The 22,304-nt window shown below is 57.1% G+C and carries 18 protein-coding genes; 17 read left to right on the top strand and 1 reads right to left on the bottom strand.

Annotated elements, in window-relative coordinates:
- The first annotated feature begins 52 nt into the window (after nucleotides 1-52).
- From B0G82_RS39320 to B0G82_RS40360, 15 genes are all read left to right on the top strand, one after another.
- Nucleotides 53-316, top strand: coding sequence for a hypothetical protein (locus B0G82_RS39320; protein ID WP_147439437.1), 264 nt, complete (start codon nucleotides 53-55; stop codon nucleotides 314-316).
- Nucleotides 317-391: 75 nt separating this feature from the next.
- The gene (locus B0G82_RS03835; protein ID WP_121306701.1) at nucleotides 392-679 is read left to right on the top strand and encodes a hypothetical protein; all 288 of its coding nucleotides are present in this window, start codon (nucleotides 392-394) and stop codon (nucleotides 677-679) included.
- 722 nt (nucleotides 680-1,401) lie between these two features.
- Entirely contained in the window at nucleotides 1,402-2,142 is a 741-nt protein-coding gene (locus tag B0G82_RS03830; protein ID WP_241974470.1) for a substrate-binding domain-containing protein, read from the top strand.
- A gap of 172 nt (nucleotides 2,143-2,314) precedes the next feature.
- Nucleotides 2,315-2,479 (top strand): zinc ribbon domain-containing protein, encoded by a 165-nt coding sequence (locus B0G82_RS03825; RefSeq protein ID WP_121306700.1) that lies wholly within the window; start codon nucleotides 2,315-2,317, stop codon nucleotides 2,477-2,479.
- A 419-nt stretch (nucleotides 2,480-2,898) separates the two neighbouring features.
- Nucleotides 2,899-3,213, top strand: coding sequence for a hypothetical protein (locus tag B0G82_RS39315; protein ID WP_147439435.1), 315 nt, complete (start codon nucleotides 2,899-2,901; stop codon nucleotides 3,211-3,213).
- A gap of 29 nt (nucleotides 3,214-3,242) precedes the next feature.
- A complete protein-coding gene (locus B0G82_RS03820; protein ID WP_121306699.1) occupies nucleotides 3,243-3,860 on the top strand; it encodes a 2OG-Fe(II) oxygenase in 618 nt (205 codons plus the stop codon).
- A 61-nt stretch (nucleotides 3,861-3,921) separates the two neighbouring features.
- The gene (locus B0G82_RS03815; protein WP_121306698.1) at nucleotides 3,922-5,316 is read left to right on the top strand and encodes a ferritin-like domain-containing protein; all 1,395 of its coding nucleotides are present in this window, start codon (nucleotides 3,922-3,924) and stop codon (nucleotides 5,314-5,316) included.
- A gap of 15 nt (nucleotides 5,317-5,331) precedes the next feature.
- On the top strand, nucleotides 5,332-6,837 hold the full coding sequence (locus tag B0G82_RS39310; protein ID WP_147439433.1) for a LodA/GoxA family CTQ-dependent oxidase: 1,506 nt from the start codon (nucleotides 5,332-5,334) through the stop codon (nucleotides 6,835-6,837).
- Between the two features lie 11 nt (nucleotides 6,838-6,848).
- Entirely contained in the window at nucleotides 6,849-7,961 is a 1,113-nt protein-coding gene (locus B0G82_RS03805) for an NAD(P)/FAD-dependent oxidoreductase (RefSeq protein WP_121306696.1), read from the top strand.
- A gap of 1,158 nt (nucleotides 7,962-9,119) precedes the next feature.
- Nucleotides 9,120-11,585 (top strand): hypothetical protein, encoded by a 2,466-nt coding sequence (locus B0G82_RS03800; protein WP_199730051.1) that lies wholly within the window; start codon nucleotides 9,120-9,122, stop codon nucleotides 11,583-11,585.
- Complete coding sequence (locus B0G82_RS03795) at nucleotides 11,569-12,597, top strand: tryptophan 7-halogenase (RefSeq protein ID WP_121306695.1); 1,029 nt, start codon at nucleotides 11,569-11,571, stop codon at nucleotides 12,595-12,597. The genes B0G82_RS03800 and B0G82_RS03795 overlap by 17 nt, the downstream gene beginning before the upstream one ends.
- A 10-nt stretch (nucleotides 12,598-12,607) precedes the next feature.
- On the top strand, nucleotides 12,608-13,753 hold the full coding sequence (locus B0G82_RS03790) for a hypothetical protein (protein WP_147439431.1): 1,146 nt from the start codon (nucleotides 12,608-12,610) through the stop codon (nucleotides 13,751-13,753).
- Between the two features lie 153 nt (nucleotides 13,754-13,906).
- Nucleotides 13,907-15,109, top strand: coding sequence for a heme-binding protein (locus tag B0G82_RS39305; RefSeq protein WP_147439429.1), 1,203 nt, complete (start codon nucleotides 13,907-13,909; stop codon nucleotides 15,107-15,109).
- A 463-nt stretch (nucleotides 15,110-15,572) separates the two neighbouring features.
- Nucleotides 15,573-16,550: a ferritin-like protein gene (locus B0G82_RS03785; protein ID WP_158608121.1), complete on the top strand. Its 978-nt coding sequence runs from the start codon at nucleotides 15,573-15,575 to the stop codon at nucleotides 16,548-16,550.
- A gap of 201 nt (nucleotides 16,551-16,751) precedes the next feature.
- Nucleotides 16,752-17,249 (top strand): hypothetical protein, encoded by a 498-nt coding sequence (locus B0G82_RS40360; RefSeq protein ID WP_241974469.1) that lies wholly within the window; start codon nucleotides 16,752-16,754, stop codon nucleotides 17,247-17,249.
- Between the two features lie 1,663 nt (nucleotides 17,250-18,912).
- Here the strand turns inward: B0G82_RS40360 and B0G82_RS03775 are convergent.
- A complete protein-coding gene (locus B0G82_RS03775) occupies nucleotides 18,913-19,971 on the bottom strand; it encodes a restriction endonuclease (RefSeq protein WP_121306691.1) in 1,059 nt (352 codons plus the stop codon).
- A gap of 358 nt (nucleotides 19,972-20,329) precedes the next feature.
- On the opposite strand from B0G82_RS03775, the gene B0G82_RS03770 reads away from it, so the two are divergent.
- On the top strand, nucleotides 20,330-21,373 hold the full coding sequence (locus B0G82_RS03770; RefSeq protein WP_147439427.1) for a hypothetical protein: 1,044 nt from the start codon (nucleotides 20,330-20,332) through the stop codon (nucleotides 21,371-21,373).
- A 178-nt stretch (nucleotides 21,374-21,551) separates the two neighbouring features.
- Nucleotides 21,552-21,947: a hypothetical protein gene (locus B0G82_RS39300; RefSeq protein ID WP_147439425.1), complete on the top strand. Its 396-nt coding sequence runs from the start codon at nucleotides 21,552-21,554 to the stop codon at nucleotides 21,945-21,947.
- Nucleotides 21,948-22,304: the final 357 nt, after the last annotated feature.

Raw genomic sequence — 22,304 nt, 5'->3', positions numbered from 1 at the left:
TCGGGGGCCTGATTCCAAGATTGAAGACGTATTCAAACGCGTCAGATTCTCGGTGCGAAGGGCGTCGCAAGGAAGACAGATCCCGTGGGAAAGCACCTCTCTGGAAGAAGACTTTTATTTCCGTCCTCCATCCGACAAGCATCCACTCACTGAAGACGAACTTGATTTGCGCTTTGCAAAGGACCACGAAGACTGGACAACCGCGCAAAGCGTTGGCACTTCCGAGGCCGTCATCAAATACTTAACCGACCATCCAAACGGTAATTTCAGTGAATTAGCGCAAGCGCTGCTCGACAAACTACTCGCTGGTCAATGAGAACATCGTATTGTTACCCAGACCTCTTCCGCCAACCCTTATAGCAAAGGTAGCGCTGAAGCTGGAGCAATCTCGTTGGGCGACCGCCACGTTTTCCTGGCGTTCCTGGCAATACTGGCGCTGCACCACAACGGTTCGATTGAAACAGAGACTTTGATTGACAGCCCACCTCAGACGGTGTGGACGCTCCTCACGGCGACCGACGACTACCCATTGTGGAATCCGGAGATTTCGCAATTACGAGGGCAGTTTCGTGAAGGCAACGTCATCGAGTTTTTGGAGGGGACGGGGCCAGACGCAATGGTGTTTCATCCCAAGATATTGGCGGTGCAGGCTGTTCGAGAATTACGTTGGAAAGGGTAGGTTTGGTTTCCTGATCTTTTTGACGGAGAGCACCGCTTCATTCTCGAACCTGTCGACGGCAAAACGCGCTTTATCCAAGCTGAAACATTCACCGGCATTCTTGCTGGCACCCTGACTCAGAGCGTCCTAAGGGACACGGTTATTAGCATGCATGCGATGAATGACGCATTGAAAAAGCGAGCCGAGCTAGCGTCTGGTCAACCGCGGAAATAGTCGGTTGGAGCACTTGGGCAACCCCTGCTGAATGATATCGAATGGCAGCTGATGTGAACGGCAGCTGACCGGTCCGGGTCGCGCGCTGACCGTCGTGCCAAGCAATATCTGAGCGCTGTCACTCAGCCGAACCAAAGTGGCCCATAGCGCTAACGGGCTAATATGGCGCGGATGACGTCAACTATGAATTCCGCCCGTGCGCCCTGCTTGACGCTGTCCATTCGAAGTAATCGTCGTACCCGCTTGAGGCCCTGAAGGCGACGTCGACGAAGCCCGTCCGCACATAGGGTAGTTGTGTGCGGCGGCCATCGCGCAAACGGCGGCCTCGAGGGACTTCGAATTGGCGGGGCATCGGTGCTGCGCGCGCTGCCGCGCTGACGGCGAACATCATCAGTGGCGTCCAGACTTGATGCATGTCTGGGCTGGATCATCCGATCGACATGGAGAGGGCCGTGATTTGCCGCAAGCTGAGGGTTCATGTACTCGTATTCTGCGTCACGGGCGCATTGTTGGGCAGCGTCGCGGCCTCGGCAGATGAAGTTAAGGTGATGATTTCGGGCGCGTTTGCGTCAGCCTATCGCGCACTGGGTCCACAATTCGAGCAGGCGGCCGGCGAGACGCTGGTCACTGTCTGGGGGCCTGTGGTGGGCACGGCCGCGGATGCCATCCCTGTGCGACTCGCGCGCGGCGAATGGGCAGACGTGCTGATCGTGGTCGGCTATGCACTCGACGACCAGGTCAACGCTGGCAAGGTCGTGTCTGGCAGCAAGGTGGACTTCGCACGCTCGGCAATTGGAATCGCGGTTCGCGAGGGGGCACCGAAGCCGGATATCAGCTCGGTTGACGCACTGCGGCGCACGCTGCTCGCCGCCAAGTCGATCGTCTATCCGGACGACGCCAATGGAGTCTATATCGGCAGCGAACTATTCCGGCGTCTGGGTATCCAGGAGCAGGTGGCGAACAAGAGCCGCATGATCCGATCCGAGCGGGTTGCCAACGTCGTCGCGAACGGCGAGGCGGAGATCGGATTTCAGCAGATCGTCGAACTGTTGCCGGTCGACGGGGTGACGGTGCTCGGCAATTTGCCTGCGGAGGCCCAAAGGTACACGGTGTTTTCCGGGGGCATCTCCACCGATGCCAGAAATCCAGCGGGCGCAGCGGCCCTGATCCGTTTTCTGTCATCGCCGGACGCGGCCCCCGCGATTGAGGGGACCGGGCTCGAACCGCTAACGCCGAAGACTTCGAACTGAGTGTAGCTGTGAGCCCTCCGTGCCGTCGAGCTAGGTGACGGTCGGATCTTCCGGGAACGGCCAAGACGCGTCATTCGCCCGCACCGTTGCGCGGACGTTCAGATGTCGGATCCATCCAGCAAGCGGCCATTCAATTCGCGAGGACGAATCGTGCTTGCGTTGGAGGAATGTCATGCCAACTTACCAGTACAGGTGCGAGAAGTGCGGTGAAATGTTCGAACATGCCGAACGTCTGGCTGAACACGAAACCGGTCATCCAAATTGTCCGAAGTGCGGAAGCGAGAAGGTTCAGCACATACCTACGCCATTTGTCGCGAAAACGTCCAGGAAGTGCTGAAATCTGTCTGGCCGGGGAAAGACCAAATCGGCCAACTACAGTCGGTGAAACAAGCCGTGACGCGGACATTTGAACGGCAAATTCGCACGTGACAACGGCCCGTCGCCCTATCACGACGGGTATTGCCTCGCTGCCCTGTGCTCCCTGCCGATACATACGGGTAACGCACAAGCTGTGTCGACGAGGTTAGCTAACGACTCACAAGCGGGGTGTGCCTCATGCATGCTCAACGTGGTGGAAGGCGGACGCACAAATAAGTCAGAACGTTCGTTTCACGAACGCAGTTTAATTCAAACTGCAACGATCTATGTCTGTGCGTTTCCGAACATTGACATGCTCAATTTCTAAACTACTGTGCTTTCGTTCTCAGAGATGCTCACCTACTATTCGCTCTAGTTGATCCAACGAGGGAGACTGTTATGAGCACCGCTCCGAAAGATACTTTTAAATCCACCGAAACACTTAAATCGGCCGTCGAAGCTCTAAAATCAGTAGATGCGTTAAAAAATGACGGCATATCCAGATCTATTGATGCAGTAAAGCAGGCCGTCGAGGCAATTCGACCAATAGCCGGCGTTTCGGGATCACTAGAGGCGACAAAACACCTTGTCGAAGCGATTAAGAGCGTGGAAGCCGTGCATAGTTCAGAATCCTTGGCATCGGTGGAGGCAGTTAAGTCCGTAGTTGAAGCCATCCGTCTAGCTGAACGCATTGAAACCGATAACGAGTTCTAGGGATTCATCAACAACACTGGCCTGACATCATGCAAGCACCAATATTGCTTGTTCCGAAAGCTATCAATAGCTCTCTATGCACGGAATTGATTTTGGCGTGGGAATGGGGCGGTCATGAGCTGTCATACATGATGGTCGAAGAGTCGAATAAACGACTTGGGCGTGTGTACGATCCTCGAAAAAAATCTCGACAAGATCATTTTTTATCTGATGTTAATCTGTTAAAAAAAATAACCGCTGACATTCGACAAAATGTTTTGCCCCATATTGAGCTCGCGTTTCGCTATAAAGTAACCCGTTACGAGGACTTTCGAATAGGCTGCTACGAATCCGATCAGATGGGATTTTTTGGTCCCCACCGTGATGACTCGACTGAGGGAACCGCTCATAGAGCATTTGCACTTTCAGTAGGGCTTAACGAAGAGCCATATGACGGCGGTGAGATTAAATTCCCGAATTTCGCCTATTGCGGATATAAACTGCAACATGGAGATGCGTTGGTATTCTCAAGTGGGCTAATTCATGAAGTCACTCCTGTTACCAGCGGTCGACGGTTTGCTCTGTTGAGTTTCCTGTATGGTGAATCCGAATCCAAGCGTAGAAAAGAATATTATTGCAGATTAGCCAGCGCAACGCTTCCGACATGATTTCGACCTATAACACACTAACTTGTATTTGAAGTTGGTTCAATAGTCTCCTTGCACTGATATGGAAAAGATCTCTCGAATGAAGTGGCGCCCGACTAGCGAATCGTTTTCACGATTGCCTCTGCGAGATGATAATGCAGCTTGGGCACCCGACTTCATACACAACCTGGGAATTTTTGAAACACAGGATGCTGAGACGCCCAAGGACGATGCTTTGGGACTATTAAAGCTAGCCTCGGAGGTCGAACACGCAGTTTTGGTCCAATACTTATATGGAGCGTCCTCCATCTCTAGCGGCAATGCAGCTTCAGTTCAAGCGAAAAACAAACTCACACGAATTGCTGTTCAAGAAATGTTGCACTTGCTGTCAACTCAGAATCTATTGATAGCGCTTGGTGGCCCTTCCGCTTTGCATCTCGAGCGTGACGTTCTTCGTGCAAGGAGCGACCTTAACCCGATGTCTTTTGACCTAGAACCGATAAGTCGATTGACGCTGGCGAAATATATAATTACTGAAATGCCTGCAAAGATTCCTGATGTCACCTTGAACGATCGCGTTGCAAAGTTGAAGGATATGGTCTCACAGAACGGGAATGTTCAAGCACATCGCGTCGGCGCCATATACGCGCCACTGATGTGGCTATTTCAATCTGATGACGATCCTATTGGTCCTCTTCATCTAAGTACGGATTTAGGATTTAGACCGGGCTGGCACTTAAAGCCTGAAGACTTCATCGATCCGGCGATCATCGTAAAACATGCTGCGACGCGCGATGAATGGCGAGCGACGGGCGCTACATATGTTTTGGATGCAATTCAGTCGATGGACGCAGGTCGGCAACTTTTGACTAAGCTTTCCTCTCAAGGCGAGGGTTGGGATGGTAACCAAGATTCCCATTTTTACGAGTTCATCGAGCTACTGGATTTGTTCGATGCAGGGAATTTGACCTTTAATGAGCTTCCTAATAATCCGGCAGGGAGAGTGAAGCCTCCTTTTGACTCGCCAACGGTGGCGCCAATCACCGACTCATACACGATTCTATGGTCTGATCTATTCGATATCCGGTACACCATGATTGTTCTAGATATTGCTTATTCTCTTTCGCTACCTCGAGATAATCCGCAGCGTGGTAAAGTAATCGAACTATGCTTCGATGATGGTATGGTTCCCGTCCTCGGATTGTTAGCAGACAAGCTTACTTCACTTCCGCTCAACGACGACCGATCTAAGGGTTTTGCGGCTCCGACCTATGGCTGCATATTTCAAGCGCTGCCAACTGACTCAGATTCACTTTTAGCACTTCAACGGACCGCATTACTTCGCGAAGAATCGACTCTGACAGCAATAAAGAGTCACGGTAATTTCGGTACCGATCAAGACGGGTCTGAACTAATTGCGCAGTTTGCTGACCAAGGCGGGTTCCATGACCGCCGCAAACTGGTTTTCCACGCTTAGATATGGGAGCGGGCTATGGATTATAAGATATTTCCCCCGATCGGCATTGCGCGTGTCGGGAATAGTCCGTCGGAATTTTTTTTGGGACCAGAGCGAGCAGGCTCGGAGGGGTTCGAATTAGCGGCGGACGGATCGGAAGTGCAGGTTCAAAACTATAAAACCGAGGATAAAAAGACGAAAAGACAAGCGGCGCGTTTTCAAATATATCAGTTTGAGCCCGGCTCAATAGTCGGGTATCCGCTAGAAATGCCCGCTGGTGCCCGCATTGAGTGGACTGTCCGTCTGGTCAACAAGAAGGACGCCGTCGAACGGACTGACTCGCCGCCGCCGCCGCCTGTGTCTCCACAAACTATACGTCCCAAAACATTTGCGGGACGCGAGGACCGAATAATTGACTCCGGGCAGCAAACAGTTTCTGGTGCTTCGGCTGTCTCTGTAACTCTGAAGGGCGCCTACCGAAATTCGGCTGTAGAACTAGGCGAAATAAAAACCGACGCAAATCAGAGGCTTATTGTACTCGGAGGCTTCGGCAAATCCGAGTCAATTCCAGACGCAACTTTTCCAAACGGCGCGCCTATCGGCGGCGAGGCGGGCGGCGGAAATTACTACAATAACAGTGGTTGGCATGACGACGTCTCCGACGGTCCTGTAACAGCAAGGCTCATACTTGCGAGCGGCGAGGCTCATGACGTATCACCCGCATGGGTTATTGTTGCGCCGCCCGATTTTGCGCCGCCAAGTAATAGTATTGTGACGTTATTTGACATCATCCGCCAAATTGGGGTCGACAGTGGTGGACTAACTCTCGGGAAACCCAACTTTAAAAGTGATATCAGGCCTCTTTTGGTACGGGCCGCTTCCCTTCAATGGGTTAGCCCAAACCCTCGCTGGAAACGCATAATTGTCGAAGGGCCCGCACTCGAAAATCCTGATATGTCTTCGCCAGCTGTCACGATTAGAGACGAGATTCGCAACAACATACTCAAGGGTGCGGAAGAATTGTCGCACGATGACACGGACTATTCAGTAGTTACCATGCGTGACTGGCAAATTACCATGCTCGACCGATGGGTGAAAGGAGACTTCACGTCAGATGACGTTCCAAAAGGTGAATTTCCGTCATCTGATGAAATTACTCGAACCGTCTTAGATGCTGCCATCGGACAGACGCTTTTTCCGGGAATTGAGGCGGGTGTAGTAATGCTAGACGAGTCGATTTATGCGAGACCGTTCGACTATCGCGTTTCGCACACTGCTGTCAGCGCAGGCGACCTTACGGCTCTCATGGCACTTCCTTGGCAAGCTGATTTTCTGAAGTGCGGCACCAACTGGTGGCCTTCGCAGAGGCCGAACAGAGTTCTCGACGCAAGCGGTAATATGGTTGATTGGTTGAGGCCTCCGCAGGACCATCGCAAGATGATCGGAAACGTTATGAAAATGGGCGTGGTGCAATACATTGCTAACCCGGCCGACGGCTCGCGTGTTGTCCGGGAAGTGGGTCGTGATGATGCAGGTTTATAGCGATTCCATTCATGACGTGCCGTACTTACGACGTTGCGGTTGTCGGCGGCGGACCGGCAGGTAGCATATGCGCCGTCCTACTTGCTCGCGCGGGGCTTGCTGTTTGCTTGTTTTGTACAGCGACGGCTTGCCTTCGCCGGCGCGAGATCTTGGCGCCTCCGGCAATACGAGCTGTGCGTTCTTTGGACATAGAGGACCTTGAATCTGTGTTCGGCACTGAAACATGTGTAGGCGTTGAAAGCCGATGGTCGGAAGAGGAGCCGACCTACTTCGACTATGAATTGTATGCATGCGAGGCCGCGCTAACTGTCGAACGGCCCGTACTCGACCAGCAGCTTGTGCGATTCGCAGTAGACAGCGGAGTTGACTTGTTCGCTCCTACCCGTGTTGTTGATGTAAAGCGAGGGCAGAGAGATATATGGACGCTCATCGCCGCTGATCGAGAAACTCGATGTTCCGATTCTTTTCAGGCGCGGTTCCTTGTTGATGCCTCGGGGAAGGACAGCACGACAAAAGCAATCGGAGACCGGAGACGTCGTGTCCAAGATACCGCTATCGCCTTTCAGTTCTCAATTGGTCAAACACGCTCTCCAGAAAATACGCTGTTGCTGGACTGCTCGCCGGATGGCTGGTGGTATTCAATGCCAAACACGTCTGGTGAAGCGGACCTTGTGTTCGTCACGGACATCAAACTAGCGCCACGTGGCGGATTGCAGCGGGCTGAATGGATGATCCAGATGTTCAAACAAGCTCGACTTTTGTCTGACCGAATAACGGGAATTCCGAATTTCAGACATCACCGCGGTTGCCTGGCGCACTCATCTCAAGGGGGAAATTTTTGCGGCAACGGCTGGATCGCAGTCGGTGACGCCGCTTGGGCCTGTGATCCTTTATCAGGAAGTGGACTGTTGGTTGCCATTCAGACAGCTTCGCGCGCGTCCCTTGCAATCCTTGATTCACTTCATGGGCGCGAGGAATCGTTTGGCCGTTATCAGACGTGGTGTGCGTCGGAATCGCGTGTCATGGAGGCAAAGAGGCAGGAGGTTTATGCGCAGGTGATGTCTTCTGTTCGTACTTTTCCATATTGGCGCGCGAGACACAAGAAAACAACGGGAAATGCCTAGTCGCCTCAGTGGTAACAAGTAGAGGGAGCGGATTTCGAGGTGAGAAAGAAGCTTTAGATAACCTCCAACATTAAAAAGATCTGAATGAAGACGGGGGGCATCGCTTGGCGGGACATCGCTCGGTAAGCTGCACATCGATCCGTTTGTGGCCGGTCTTGGCGGCGGGATGAAGTTCTGACGGAGCAGAGCACTGTTAACATACGGCGCGCGGCCCCGATTTAACTCGTCAATTTATAAAGCGTTGTAACGTTGTCGTGTGCGTGACGCGACTGCCGAATCGGTGTTGGACTCGAGCGGGCTAGCTGGCCATCGACGTTACCTAGGTTCACGGCTACCGAAGGTATCCCAGTCATATCGCCAGAAAGATGTTCACGCATCGTCGACGATACGTTGCTACTAGCAGCGCAGCGGACGTCCGAAGCGCACCAGAAGCCGTCATTGATGTTCAGCCCGCCCGAAGGGCTGGTCCGGGTCGATGCATGCCTCTCACATGAAAGCCCGTATCTGAGGCGATCGTCCGCCGTTGGCATGGGGCTCTGTGCGGCCAGAAGCGGTCAGTCGACGTATGCGTCCAGATCGCCGACAATCGGGCAGGCATTCACAGGTTCAGAAAAGGGGCACGCGTGAAATCTCTATTCATTTTTCTAATGGTGGCGCTCTATAACTGCGCCGCGTTTGCCGCTCCAGTTGATAACCCCACATCGTATTCTCCTAGGTCGCGAGTCAGCGGATAGTGTTAGAGACGATCTGAGCCCCGACGAATTGAACACACAAGTAAGCCGAGCATGACAACCAACGTCCCGGGGCCCGCCGGGCTTCGGACAACTTGCGTATCTGAGGGCCGGCGCTTTCAGTTCTCGATAATTTTTTGGATAACTAAATACCTTCGATACTGTGACCTTGGGGCGGCACCGTAAAAAATAAGCTGACAAATCCAATCTTGTTTTGCCGTCGCGACGCCCCTCCTTCCAGGACAGGCTCGCTGGGAAGATCACGAGATATCGTCTGAAGACGCCTAGATTTAATGCGTTATTCATACCAAAACTCTTCTACCCTCCAACCATGTCGGGTACCTGTCTAACGCGTTGATCAGTTGGACGGCCATCCGCCGCTAGTGCGTAAACGACCTGCTTGACTGATGGAGGAGGCGAGGCAAGCATGACGTCACAATTTCGCGGACGCTTTGTCAGCGCCGTGGTCCGACCGTCGAACGGCCAAAGAACAACTCTGTTTGAGGGTGTCCAGGCCACGCTTGGGCGCTTGGCGCCTCACGGCTGGGCGACGCTGTTCGCCGACCATGGGCTCGACATTACCGCCCAGGATCTTGCTCACGCGCTTCGCGCGCCGCTTCCTGGCATCAATCGGCGTGCGCCCGGGTTCGAGGATTTCGCGCTCGAGGGCGTGCGCGGGATCGAGCCCGGCATACCGGCGCAAAGCCTCGTCTATCACGCGCTCGCATCGCCAAGCGTGATGACCACCGCGGCGGGCCAAAAGCTTGCAGCGTTCCCGACGCTGGCTGAAATCGAGACGATCGAGAACTACGTCTACGGTGTCGAGCCTCCGTGCATAGAAGACCTGAGGGTGCGCGCGGACGGCGCGCGTCTGGCCATCGTGGTCTTCGCGCTGGAATATCGATGCGCGGCTGGGACGGTGCATCAGCGCCACGCGGATCTAGTGTTGTCGCGCACCGGCGTCGCGCGGGTTGGGACTGGTGATCCTCTCTATCTGGGGCAGGCGCGCGGATACCTACCGTTCGTTGACGGAAGTAACACCCAGATCAGGGTCTTGCCCTGCCGATACGCGGCGTTCGTCGCAGCGCTGGTCTGCGGGTCGAAGGGCACGCATGGCCCGCTGCGATTCCTAGATCCGGGTAACACCCAGGCGGCCACCTCTGGTCGCGTTCGCCAGGACGCGGGTCTCGGTCTCGCGAGCGCTATGGCCGCAGGCGTTGATTCGGGCGACGGTAAGCGGCTTTTCTGGATTCCGATGCACAAGCTGTTTTCCGGCTCCGACTGTCTGCTCGACCGATCCATCGAGGTGCGGCTTGCGGCCAGCCACACCAACGAGAAGATTCGGCGAGCGCACCTCAAATTTCTCGCTGGCGGCCACAACGGCGGCTGGTCGGAGCCCGATGTCAGTCAGGCCCCCTTCGTTTTCCACGACGGCATTGCCGAGTTTTCAACCGCTCCTGAAGACGGCAGCTGGCTACTGGTGCCCCAGCCGCACGACCACTTGGTGGCGCCTGCGAGCTACAACGGCGCACCGCTCACCTATGCCGTTCCTAGTCTCAAGGATCCGAATGCGCCGTGGGGCCCCTACCAATCGACCCTGAACCTCAAGGCGCAGCCAAGTGGTGCACGCGCTGCACCGGAGTACTTGCACGCGCGTTGGATGGTCGAACCTAACGGCACGGAGACTGATCTGAACAGTCGGCCAGATCTCTTGGCAGTCGTGAAGGCGGGTGGATATCGCGCGCGCCACTTCGTCGATTTCACAGGCGACGGGTGGATCGACGTCGAGTGCAGCGAATTGGCGCTGGACTTGCCTCGCCGGCTGCCGGCCTACTCGTTGGTTTCCACGCCCCACTTTTTTCCGTTCGTCGATCAGACGGCCTTGATGCAGTGGACTGATCAATCGGTGCTGCCATCGCTCTTGCAGACGCTCTGGGACGCGCCCGAAACCAACGAACCTCAATTGCCACAGGCGCTCTCCGATCAACGAATAGCTGCGAATTTGCAGCTGACCGGCGCCAATTTCGACCCGGACGACGACACCATGACCGCCATCGTCGGGCCCTTTGGCTCAGGGCGCGCTGACGTGACGCGGTTGCTGCCTCTGAACCTCGGGCGGGCGTCGTCCTTGCCCGACGGCGCGGCCGGCATCTTCGCGCCTGGCTGGGATGTCTCTTTTGACCGTACGCAGGAGAGCGACCCGGGCACCGGCATTCTTGATCCCGGGGTGACTTTCCTCGCCAACTACGGGCTGGGCTCGCCATTCCCTGAGGACACCAAGCTCTGCGCCGCCTTGGCCGCATTCTGGCCGGCGGCGGCACCGGACATCACCCGAACGTTCTCGCCGTCTCGGTCCTACGCGACTGCAACCCCGCTCATAGACGAGGTCATCGGACTCGGCTCATCACCGCCTTGGGACGGCGTCAAAGGCCCGACGCTTGATGAAGCCGGTGGCTATGCCGAGTATGCGTCGCTTGCCTACGCCGACTATGTCCAAACCGCGCTCGGCTCGGGCTTCGACATCTCGGTGATTGGCCGAACCACAGCGGCGGAATACATCGCCCGTACCTTGACAATGGCGCTGGTCTACACCGCACTCGGAGTCAAGAATCACAGCGACAAGCTGAAGTACTCGGTGTTGTCATTCCGCAAGGCAGACCCTACGGAGGCGGAACTCGTTGCCGCGCAGGATGCGACCGGCCGCCGCCTGGATCCGAAGTTCGCATACCGCTACCAGGTCTTCGATCATGCCGATCGAGGACAAGCCGATCCGACCGACTTCAAGAAGATTCGCGTCAAGTTCGGCACGCTCACAGTGCTCTTCGCTGATCCGACCCTGGTGCTGATGCAGGACGACACGGGAGGGTGGTCCGCCCATGAGGTGCGTCGCTGACGTCATCGTTGTCGGCGCTGGTCCGGCCGGGGCTGCCGCCGCGATCCAAAGCGCGTTGCTGGGCCGCTCGGTCGTCATGCTCGAGCGAGGCTTGGCTCGTGCTCGCCCGGGGGAGACGCTTCATCCGGGAACAGAAGCCATCTTGGCGCAGTTAGGAGTCTTGGCGCAGGTGGAAGCCGTTGCCGAGATACGTCACACGGCAATCGACGTCGACTGGGGCGGACGTTTGCAACGAGTGCCCTACGCGCCCGCAGGCCAAGGTCCATGGTTCGGCTATCAGGTTGATCGCGCGCGACTGGAGGCGATTCTGCTCGCGCGCGCCCAGGCGCTCGAGGTCGAAATCCTGCACCCATGCCGGGCGCTGGCGGTCGATGTCAATGACGCCGTCGTCAAGGTTACGTCATCGGACGGCGTCATTGGTGGACGTGTGCTCATAGACGCCACGGGCAGCGCCGCCTGGCTCAGTCGCCAACTCGGTATCTGTATCGGGCGGTATTCGCCACCGTTGCGCAGCCGCTTTGGCTACTGCGCGACGCGTGGCTCGAACGGTGACGCAGTGCCTCAACTGGTCGGAACCCGGGCGGGGTGGTCGTGGGTCGCACCGCTTGGTGCCGCCCGTACCGCCTGGGTGCAGACGACCTGGAATGGCTCGAAGCCGCGCAAGCCCCCATCGCTGGACGGCGCGGAGGATCTTGCCCCGTCCAAAGGGGCTGATGTGACGTGGCGACGATCAACTGTGGTTGCAGGCGCGGGCTTCTTCGTCTGCGGCGACGCCGCGGGGCTGCTCGATCCTTGCTCTTCGCACGGTGTCCTGCGTGCGTTGATGTCAGGAATGATGGCGGCCTACCAAGCGAGCCAGAACGTCGGCTCGAGAGTTGGGGCGACGCGCTATCAGGCCTGGATCGATGCTTGGTGGCACGCCGATGTCGCCCGCCTGCGCCGCTTCTACAGCGAGCTTGACCCTGCTTCAGCGTTGAGCCCCGCAGTCCATGCTGAATCCGCTCGACACTGAGGAGAGAGAGATGGCGCACACGATCATTGCCGATATCGCAGGCAATTCCTTCCCGCCTCTTGCGATTCCCGTCGGTGCCTTCGTGGTCTGGCGCAACCTCGATCCGTACCCGCATACGGTGGAGACCGATCCGAAGGCCACCTTCTACTTCAACGTCGGGCCATTGGCGACCGGTGAAGTGTCCAGCCCGGTGTGGTTCGGCAAGGAGGGACTCTTTCCCTACGTGTGCCGCTTCCACGCCGAGATGCAGGCAAGCGTAGCGGTGGGCGTCCCGCTGCCTCCGGCGCCCGCGCCATCGCCTGCCGCGGGCGACATGCCGGGGATGCCGGGGATGCCGGGGATGCCAGGGATGCCAGGGATGGGCTTGCAGCACTTCCATGGCTTCGTCACGGGTGGCCGCTCGGCGGCGAGGCTTTACATGACGCACACACCCGTGATCGCGGACGAGAGGCACCGCTATCAGGTGATTCTGCGCGGCCACCTCGTGGACCCGGCGCACGTCAAGACCTATGAGGATCTGCGCGCGTCGTCCTACGGTGCGGGCCAGGTGCAGACCTTCCATGACCACCTGTCACTGGTCGACATTGGGGCTGGCAAGATCGTCGATCTGCCCCAGTGCAACATGGAGTACTACCCAAAGGACAGCCCGGATGGGACCGACGTGCCGGGCTTGGATCAGAATGTGCCCGTGCACATCGACAAGGTACTGCACTTCCACACCATCGACCCCGATGCCGACTATCCAGATGGCCTTCGTTTTCTAGTCTACGGAGACGGTGAGGACGTCTTCATGGACCATGCCCTCATGGGCGCGCCGAGCTTCCATTCAGTGGTCAAGCTCAAGGACGTCCCGAAGTTCTGGACTCCGGAGCATTACGACGCCACGCTCGGTGTCCTGATCCGGGAGAAGCGCATCGTCGATGTGTCACCCAAGGTCCTGCGGCGTACCGCGTTCGTGGACAACGCCTACCACTTGTCTTGGTTGCCCCCTTCGGGCGCGTACCGTCAGCCACCGCCTGACCCGCTGATCCGGCGCGACGGCACGCTTCCGAAGTATGACGTCGATGTCGACGGCGGAGCGTCAGAGTCCGTCGAGATCGACAAATTCGTGCACTTCGATGTCGCTCTGCTCAACAACCGTGTCGTCATCCTCTGACCCTCTAGGGTGTGTTACTGCACGGGGTGAGACTCGATTCAAATCAACGCCGATCCATATTACTCGTTACCACTTTTTACGGACTGGCCAAGTAGCGTTTGATTGTTCTGTTGGATTTTGTTCAAGCTCTAAACGCCTTAAGGAGACGTCAAAATGGCAATGAACTATAATCTGATTGAGAAAATGACTCTTAGCGGTCGCCAAATTTCGATCGCCGAAAAGGACGACCCAAGACTTGGTCCGCTCCGCTGGCTTCCAGGAACATGGAAAAACACAGAGGAGTTAAAAGGCCAAGGGTTCAATATGATTGCTCTTCCATTCGCCAATTCGCCAGATTTCGGCCAGTCGGAGAATGGGTATAGGCTCTTGATAAATCAATATAATGAGTCGTTAAATTTCATTTTGGTGGACGCTGGCGTCCCGAACAGGGGAGTTGCCCCGCCGGACCAAGCCGCAGCCACACAATCCGATCAAACAGTCGTTGCATTGAGCTATACGCAGATAATTACTCAGATTGCCTCTGAAGATTCCTTCGTGGTAAGTGCAAGAGGTCAACAAAATTCAACACTATCGAAGACCAATATCTCCGATAAATTCAACGACCAGCCCATTCATCACGAGCCAGGGCTTTGGCTTTACATGGCAAATCAAAATATCTCCGATCCCTCGGGGGCTGAGATTAATATTGCTCGCATGGGATCCATTCCGCATGGAAATAGCTTTATTGCCGTTGGCTCTTTCCAGGATTTAGACCCAGCACAGCGGATTCCAATTCCCTCTATCAATGGCGTCGTTGAAGGCGGCGGACCAAATCCAAATGAACGCCCACTCGATCCAATTCTGAGGCCGGGAACCAATATTATTGGCATAGACTACTTTGGCCCATTCCGACATTTCAACCAAAATCCATTCAAAGGAAGCACGGCTATTCCTGGCTATGCTGGATTTGAACCGGTTCATGCGACCACATTACTGCGCCACACTTTGGACAATCTGCTTTCTAGCATTGGCACCATCAAGCATGTCACACAATTGAGCGTAGACTCTACCCTTGATATATCTGGAATTAATAGAATATCGAACCCGAGCATAGGCAATACGCCATTCATTGCACGTCAAGCTGATACAACGGCGTTCAATGCAACTTTTCTTATTTACGAAATAGAGGATAAAAATGCCGGCGAATTGCGGTATTTCCTGCAATATGCTCAAACTGTGATGCTCGACTTCATCAATCGGCCCGACGGTCACCCTGGCAGAGCAAGATGGCCTCACGTATCCATTAACACAATGGAGCGTGTCCGGGACGCGAGTCCCCAAGCGATAGTAGATAGTTTGCCATCTAAGCAAGAATAGGAATTTTCACGAACTTGCCGGTCGGGCTCGCACACAGGAGCCCGCCTTGCGGACCATGGCATTGAGCGCGGCGGGAAAGGGCAGCGCAGCAGCAGCCGCGCTGAGACGAGGCGCAAGAGGGTCGGCATGGGCCCGGCGGGGCCCACGCGAGATCTGTCGCCCGCCAAACGCACGGCGATCCTGAACTGGCTTGCCACGTTAGGTCCTGACGGCAAGCCCCTGCGCGGGACGGCGCCGGCCGCCGGAACTGTTCATCAGGCTACAGCAACGCTGAGCGTCAGCAGTGCGGCGCCGTCGACAACCCCGCTGCCCGATCGTGGTGGCAAAGCTGCAGCGATGGCACGCCAGGCGTCTACACGCACGCGCCCGTTGCGAACGGGCGAAACGTTCTAAACCCTCACGTCGAAGGAGCAAAGTCATGATCCTACTCAAGTCTGAACTGTTGGCACTCACGAACGAGGGCGTGGACGGGCTTCGCGCAGCGCTGCAAGCGGCCATCGCGCTGGAGCACGCCACCTTGCCGCCCTACTTGTACGCGCTCTACTCGATCCAGCCGGGGAAGAATGTCCTCGCCGCCCGCATCCTGAGGTCGATCGTCATGCAGGAAATGACGCATCTCGCCTTGGGCTGCAATGTGCTCAACGCGGTCGGCGGTTCGCCTTCGTTGAACCAACCGGATTTCTTCCCGACCTACCCGGGTCCATTGCCCGGCGGCATCGACAACGGGCTGAAGGTGCCGCTCGCGCCGTTGTCGCTCGACCAAGTTCAGCACACGTTCATGGTCATCGAGGAGCCGGAAGATCCACTCGTCTTTCCGGTGCTCGCCGACGCCGCGCTGGCCCTCTCAGCGCCGAAGACGATCGGACAGTTCTATGCCGGCATCAAGCAGCAACTCCAGACTCTGGCACAGACCCAGGAGATCTTCACGGGCGAGGCGGCGCGCCAATTGACCTCAGGCATTTCAGGTCTGATCGAGGTGACCGACGTGGCTTCCGCGCTCGCGGCCATCGACCTGATCGTTGTTCAAGGCGAAGGGACGAAGACGACCCCGCTCGACGCGGTGAACGAGCCGGCCCACTACTACCGGTTCGCCGAGATCTTTCATCAGCGCATGCTGATTCCTCAGACGGGCGACCCTGGCTTTGCGTACGCCGGCGACCCGGTGCCGTTCGAACCCGCCGGTGTGCTTCCGGTGACGAGCAACCCGACACCGGCCCTGTACGTCGGCACGGCCACCGAACCCATGAACGACGCCTTCAACTACACCTACACCAGCCTGCTTGGCGCACTGCACGAGACGTTCAATGGTGCGCCAGACAACATCGACACGGCGATCGGCCTGATGGAGTCCGTCAAGAGACAGGCGCGGACACTGATGGCACAGCCGATCGCCGGCGGAAAGAATGCCGGACCAACGTTCACTTACCGGCCCGTCGAATGATACTTCCGGTGCTTTCCGCTACTGACGCCGAAGACGCCGGACGCCGCTGCCCTGGAGACAGAGGCTGCGCACATTCGAATAGCGAACGCAATTGCATGGGCACCGCCGAACGCTTCACCCTAGAAACCGCAGTTGATGCCGTGCCGATGTTGATTTCTTCAGCACTGGGGTGGGTTTGAGATGGTTTGGCACACTCACCCGATGGGTGAAGCCGACAATTTGAAGAAGAGCGCGCTGGCGCAAGCCAGCGAAGAGGCGATGGTGGCCGACACGATGGGCGGGCGAATGCGTGTGCGCTGGGACGATACGGCCCAGGCGACGCCGCACGGGCAGATTGTGTTTTTTGCCGAATTCCTGGCCACGGCCGGCGTATTCGATCGGTGGATGCAGGGCTGCCCCTGGCACTACACCAGCCCCAACGCCTCGCGCTCGCGCGACGTGCTGGGCACGCTGATGCTGGACATGGATGCCACGATCAAGCCGCTGTACGGACACCAACCCGCACAAGCCAGGTCGGCCCAGCCATGTGCTGCACACCTTCTGGATTGGCAATCTGCGCCTGGTGCTCAATGCGGTGCTGAGCTCGGGCAAGCAACACAGCTCGGGGTATGCCAAGGCGGCGATGGGCCGACTACTCGACGAGTTGGGGCCGAGCAAGGTCCCGGCGCTGGTGTGCGGGGACTGCGGCTACGGCAATGAGAACATCATCGACGTGTGCGAGCAGCGCGGTCTGAGCTACCTGCTGCGTAAGCGTCACGCGAGGGCCGTTGAGATTTTGTTGGACCAACGTTTGAGGGCCCAGCAGCTGCGAAGTCGCGTTTGGCAGAACAGCTCCCCCAAAAATGGCGCGCCTGCTGGGATTCTTCGCATCGTCGCTCTCGGCGGTGATGCCACAGCAGGTAGATTGAGAATTGACGCTTACGGACAGATTGGATCCCCAGGACCCAACGGGGACGACGGTATTCCATGGCAACCAGACGAAAAGCCACAGGCAAAGATAATATCTAACCGGCCTACTTGGTCATTTCGCCCGTATAAGCCCGCGGAAATAGGAACGGCTCTTGGGCAAATCGATGACGTACTTCAAAGAAAAAATTTGAGTGCCTCTGAAAGAACAAAATTGCTGGAGGCGAAACACCAGATTGAAGCTTGTCGGGCAGCGGGTGACGGCGGAAAGGGTGAAAAGTGCGTCGCGCTACGGTGCGACGAGGATAAAGATGCGTGGGAACGCGATGCTCGTGGAGAACCAGGAAAGGCTGGTCGAACCGGCCAACTTGGCAAGCCGGGTGGGGATAGTGGCCAAGCGGGAATGGTCTACATTTCGACGGCGGACAAGGTCATCAAGGATTTCTTCATTTGGAATGATGGCACTACTCCGATAGACGAGACCCCGGCACCTCTAGAGGGCGCCCCCGGCGGGCTGCCCGGCAGAACGGCGGCGGGCGGCCTAGGAAGGCGTGGCGCTCAAGCTGATCCATTGGGTGCGTGCCTCGTTGGCCAGTTGGGCGAAAACGGCGAACAGCCACCTACACCAGGGATTCGCGCCAGTTCCGGATCACGCCGAACCGGCCAACCCGCCACTTTGCAGCCGTTTAGCCTGACGTGAGCCGACGGGCTATTCGAGGATTCACGCGGCTTTGGCGAGGCCGAGTCCTGCCGAGTTTCGGGACTGTTGAACTCGTCCTTCACCAAACTAGTACTGGTGAAGAGTCGGCGTCGCGGCGCCTGAGCCTTTCCGACGTGTTTCAGGGTGCTGCTTCGCCAGCCGTTTCGATTGCGGCCCGTCTCACTTTGCCCGCCGACGCCGGGCATCCCTTGGAAATTCACTCGGTCGTTCCTTCCTACGGGGCTGCCGGGAACCTGCCCTTCACCGACGACCCCTGATGGCCGATCGGGTGAGGTCGCCAATGCCTGCTTAGTGGCACCTCAGTTCGCAAAATCCGGATTTGCGAAACGACCGCTTTGGAGAAAATCGTCCGACCGGAGTGGGTCGGCGTATGCCTTTCGCATATCTGCCGCGGTCAGCGATCCTGCTTGGTTTGCGTTGGCCCGGGTTCGGCCATGAGCCGCCGGTCGAGGTCGCCATCCAATTTGAATAGCCGAGGTCTCGTCCGCCCCCGCTCAATGGCCGGTTTCTTGTGAGCATATTGCCGGTGGCACCGCCTCAACCCGGCCACAACCGGACAGTCCCCCACGTGGCCTAAATCGTTGACAACGAGTGCCCGCGGACTAGCATCGACTCCCTCTTTTCGTGCCATTCAGTGTAGGCGGCGGACCGCTTCGCCCCGCCTTGTGGGGGGGCGGTAGCCGATCGACAGGGTCGACGCAGGTGTCGGGGACCCTAGCACCACACTTATCGCCTTCAACACGCGGGCGGGCGGCCCTGGTCTTGATTCATAAACGGGCGTGTGTCCCGGTCTTCGAACCGGAATCGCTCGCCAGGATGGAACTCCTTATAGCCATCCACTTCGCGTCGCAGGATGAGCTCGTAGGGCGTTCCGCGGTCCGCAAACCTGCAATAGAGGTGAGGCTCCGGGTAATATTCGTCTCCCTCTTCATCAACCTCAAAGATGTTCCGAAAAGGGATGCGGCCAATGGTGAACGCCTTCACCACATCGTATCGTGTGTTCGAAAGTGCTTCTTTTAGGTCTCTGCTCCCATCAATCCCGTTGGCGCCGTATCGCACCTCGGCCCATGCGCCGTCGACCCGATCGACGATGATGTGCTCGATGTCGAGGTACACCTCGATGCCAGCGTGGTAGTGGCCCGCAAATTCAACCCGAAACCACGGGCTGATGCCGCGGCTCCCGGTTGTGTCGCTTTCAGGATACAGGTCGTCGTCGATAGAATGAATGACGACTTTTGGCTTGTAGTCGCGCGGGAAAATGCGCGTCATCTTGCGCTTCATGGCGAGTCTCCGGCGTAGGTCGTCCTCGCGCTTACGCTCCTGGCGCGCAAGCGACACCCCAAAATAGCTAAAAAGCAGATCCGTGTGCTCGGCGTACAGCATTGCTTCCAGTTTGGACGCCGTCCACATGATCGCTGTCTGGACTCCCGCGTCGGCGGCGGCCTTCTCATACGCCGTGCGCGCGGCCAGAGAGACGTCGCATCCGACTATGAGGAGCATCACCTCTGGCGGCACCGTAGTTTTGCCGACGGCCTCGTGGACGGCCGCTTTTGCGTGTGCAGCCGTAAATGTAGCGTAGCGCTTGCACTGGACATACCAGTCGCGCAGCGAGTTGTCCAATGCCGCCTCGATAGCCCGGATATCGACGCCACCGTCTGCGCCGGTGCGGCCGTCGTGGTGGATGTCCTGCCATTGGCGAAGGCGATAGACGAGCGCGAGCGACAGATCCTCAAAGCGGCCAGCGCTGAGGTCTTCGAAATGAAGCTTGTTGATCGTTCTGGTCGGTCTGGTCATTCAATCACCGCGGTTGCTGTTTCCGCCTGGAATCGGAGCCACGATATTGCAACTCGCTCGCCTGCTTTCATTAAAATATGAGCCCGACCTATCTACCATTCCTCGCGTATTTTCGTCGAGTGAATGTATCCCACGACCCAAGGTTTCAAACCGGAACCCGAGTAACACGACGAGCAACACCGTCAGACTACAAGTCGGCGCCGGGTTTGCGCACCCAACGGCAATTGTAGTGATACGGGATTGTCCCAACGGAAGGTTTCAGTTCGATCAACTATTTTTCCTTTTGTTGGTGTTCTCCGACGCATTAAGTGAGATCCCTCACGACGGCGAGGGCCGCAGGCTGACTCGGAGCAAAAAAGTGAAACTGCACACGGCGGCAGGACAGAGCCGCGATCTGGCTCGGCTGACTGCACTTGCAACGTGTGCCGGTGCCCTCAGTCTGGCGGCTTGCTCGTCGACGATTCTCCCAACGTCGAACGCGGTCGACGTAGCGCAAGTCTCGAAGGTGCAGGCTGAGGTAAAGCGACAGGTCGGGGACTATCTTCTGTACACCCACAAGAAGCGGCTCGAAACCGCGGCCGCAGCGAAGCAGGTTGCGCGTGCGGAAACGCAGGACGCCGGCGACGAGTGTGTGAAAGGCATGATCGACTTTCATATCGACAGTCTCAAGCTTGAACTCAAAACGACGCTCACAAACGACACTACAACAACACTACATCTTCCGATAGCGGCGAGCGTGGCAACGTTCGGACCGTCGTTTGACGGTACGAAAAAGAGGGAGAACGCCCAGACTATCTCGTTCTACGAATACCCGGTCCCAGACGGCTACTATCCCAGCCTGTTCGCAAAGGAGCCGTTCGAGAACCGTGAAGCTGGCGCGGCGATATCGACATTGCTCATTGCCCTTCATGAGGGGCTTGTCAGCGCGCGAAGATCGACGCCGTGCCTGTCCGGCCTCGATTACACGACGAACGAGCAGAAGAACGAGAATACCTACGTCATCGGACTAACTATTACCGACTCGATCAAACCTGGCTTTACGGTGGGTGTCGGGCCCGTCACTTTTGTCGACGCGTCGCACGATCGCACTGTAATGAACGACAACACGCTCACGGTTACCTTCCGGCAGATCGATCTCGATACGCTCCCAAGAGTTTCTTCAAAGGCCGTTCCCCATCAGTTCCCCGTGGTCGTGTATTCGGCTCACCACGCCTTGGCAGTCAAGCCGGGCCAGGCGTTCCTCGACGCGCTGGAAATCAGCGATTCAAGTCCGGCGACGTTCTCGCGTGGTAGGAAAGCAGCGCCTCAGGCAGCACAGGAAAAGCAAGTTTTCACCCTTTGTCGGGACGATAACTACTTCACCTACTGGTGTGTGAACAAAAACGAAAAAGTTGGATTCTGACAGGCGCCATTGCGGCACGCACGATCCATCTGCACACGGCGTGCGGCGGATGGGGCGCAGGAACGTCCGGCGAGCAACGCAGCACGAGTGCGTAAAGGGAACGACGATGTCTACGAGAATCTTGTGGGTGCGAAAGTCTGTAACTGCACTTTGTGCGGTCTTGATCGCTGGATGCTCAATGAATCAGGTCGACGCCGGTCCGCCGGTGAAGGTTTCAAAGGTATACGTGCCGCCCGTCAGGCGCGGCGCTGACACGGACGACGCAGCGACCCAATCGCTGGTGGCCGCGTTCAAGGGGGCTGGCTTCTCCGCTGTATCGTTCGCGGATCCCAAAGCTCCTCCAGCTAACACAGATCCCGCAATCTATGTATGGGCCACTTCTGGTAGTGATGGTGATGATGAATGCCTACAGGCGTTCGTAGAGGTCAAGCGTCTTCCTCAAGACCCTAATGAAATCCATTTTGAGTGGCATCAGGTTGCTAAAGTGCCAGGTTTCTCTCCGTACACACGCGATGGTTGCTCGGCCGCGTTCGTGAAAGGTCTTAAAGGTGAGCTCGCGAAGCGGAAACTGTAAAAACGGATCACGTGCCGGAGTGACGAAGTGGCGGTCGGGATAATCCTATGCGGTAATCCTATGCGGTAATCCTATGCGGTAAGCCTTCGACATCTTGAGTGACCGTTATCGGCATGATCCAGCGGCTGCTTCGGGTCGGGTGCGGAAGTTCGGGCCCGGGTCGCCGCGGACGCACGGCCCGAACCGCGATCTTCGGCAACCGGCCATCGAGAGACACCCACCATGCAGCTTCGAACGACCGGAGCGCCGCCGATTGTGTTGAAAAAGTCTTGTTTTGGCTCGAAGCGCTGGAGTCCGCGGCACGTTTTCGAGTTGTGGTGATCGGCGAAGCGGCAAACTTGAACGAGGCAACGATCC

Origin of the sequence: Paraburkholderia sp. BL17N1, assembly GCF_003634175.1 — a bacterium.
Lineage (GTDB): Bacteria > Pseudomonadota > Gammaproteobacteria > Burkholderiales > Burkholderiaceae > Paraburkholderia.
Note: the sequence above shows the minus strand (reverse complement) of the source record. Positions and strands in the feature narration are given on the sequence as shown.

Coding starts and splice junctions, on each gene's coding strand:
- B0G82_RS03825 (WP_121306700.1), top strand. CDS start 2,315: ATGCCAACTTACCAGTACAGGTGCGAGAAGTGCGGTGAAATGTTCGAA.
- B0G82_RS39315 (WP_147439435.1), top strand. CDS start 2,899: ATGAGCACCGCTCCGAAAGATACTTTTAAATCCACCGAAACACTTAAA.
- B0G82_RS03820 (WP_121306699.1), top strand. CDS start 3,243: ATGCAAGCACCAATATTGCTTGTTCCGAAAGCTATCAATAGCTCTCTA.
- B0G82_RS03815 (WP_121306698.1), top strand. CDS start 3,922: ATGGAAAAGATCTCTCGAATGAAGTGGCGCCCGACTAGCGAATCGTTT.
- B0G82_RS39310 (WP_147439433.1), top strand. CDS start 5,332: ATGGATTATAAGATATTTCCCCCGATCGGCATTGCGCGTGTCGGGAAT.
- B0G82_RS03805 (WP_121306696.1), top strand. CDS start 6,849: ATGACGTGCCGTACTTACGACGTTGCGGTTGTCGGCGGCGGACCGGCA.
- B0G82_RS03800 (WP_199730051.1), top strand. CDS start 9,120: ATGACGTCACAATTTCGCGGACGCTTTGTCAGCGCCGTGGTCCGACCG.
- B0G82_RS03795 (WP_121306695.1), top strand. CDS start 11,569: ATGAGGTGCGTCGCTGACGTCATCGTTGTCGGCGCTGGTCCGGCCGGG.
- B0G82_RS03790 (WP_147439431.1), top strand. CDS start 12,608: ATGGCGCACACGATCATTGCCGATATCGCAGGCAATTCCTTCCCGCCT.
- B0G82_RS39305 (WP_147439429.1), top strand. CDS start 13,907: ATGGCAATGAACTATAATCTGATTGAGAAAATGACTCTTAGCGGTCGC.
- B0G82_RS40360 (WP_241974469.1), top strand. CDS start 16,752: ATGGGTGAAGCCGACAATTTGAAGAAGAGCGCGCTGGCGCAAGCCAGC.
- B0G82_RS03775 (WP_121306691.1), bottom strand. CDS start 19,971: ATGACCAGACCGACCAGAACGATCAACAAGCTTCATTTCGAAGACCTC.
- B0G82_RS39300 (WP_147439425.1), top strand. CDS start 21,552: ATGAATCAGGTCGACGCCGGTCCGCCGGTGAAGGTTTCAAAGGTATAC.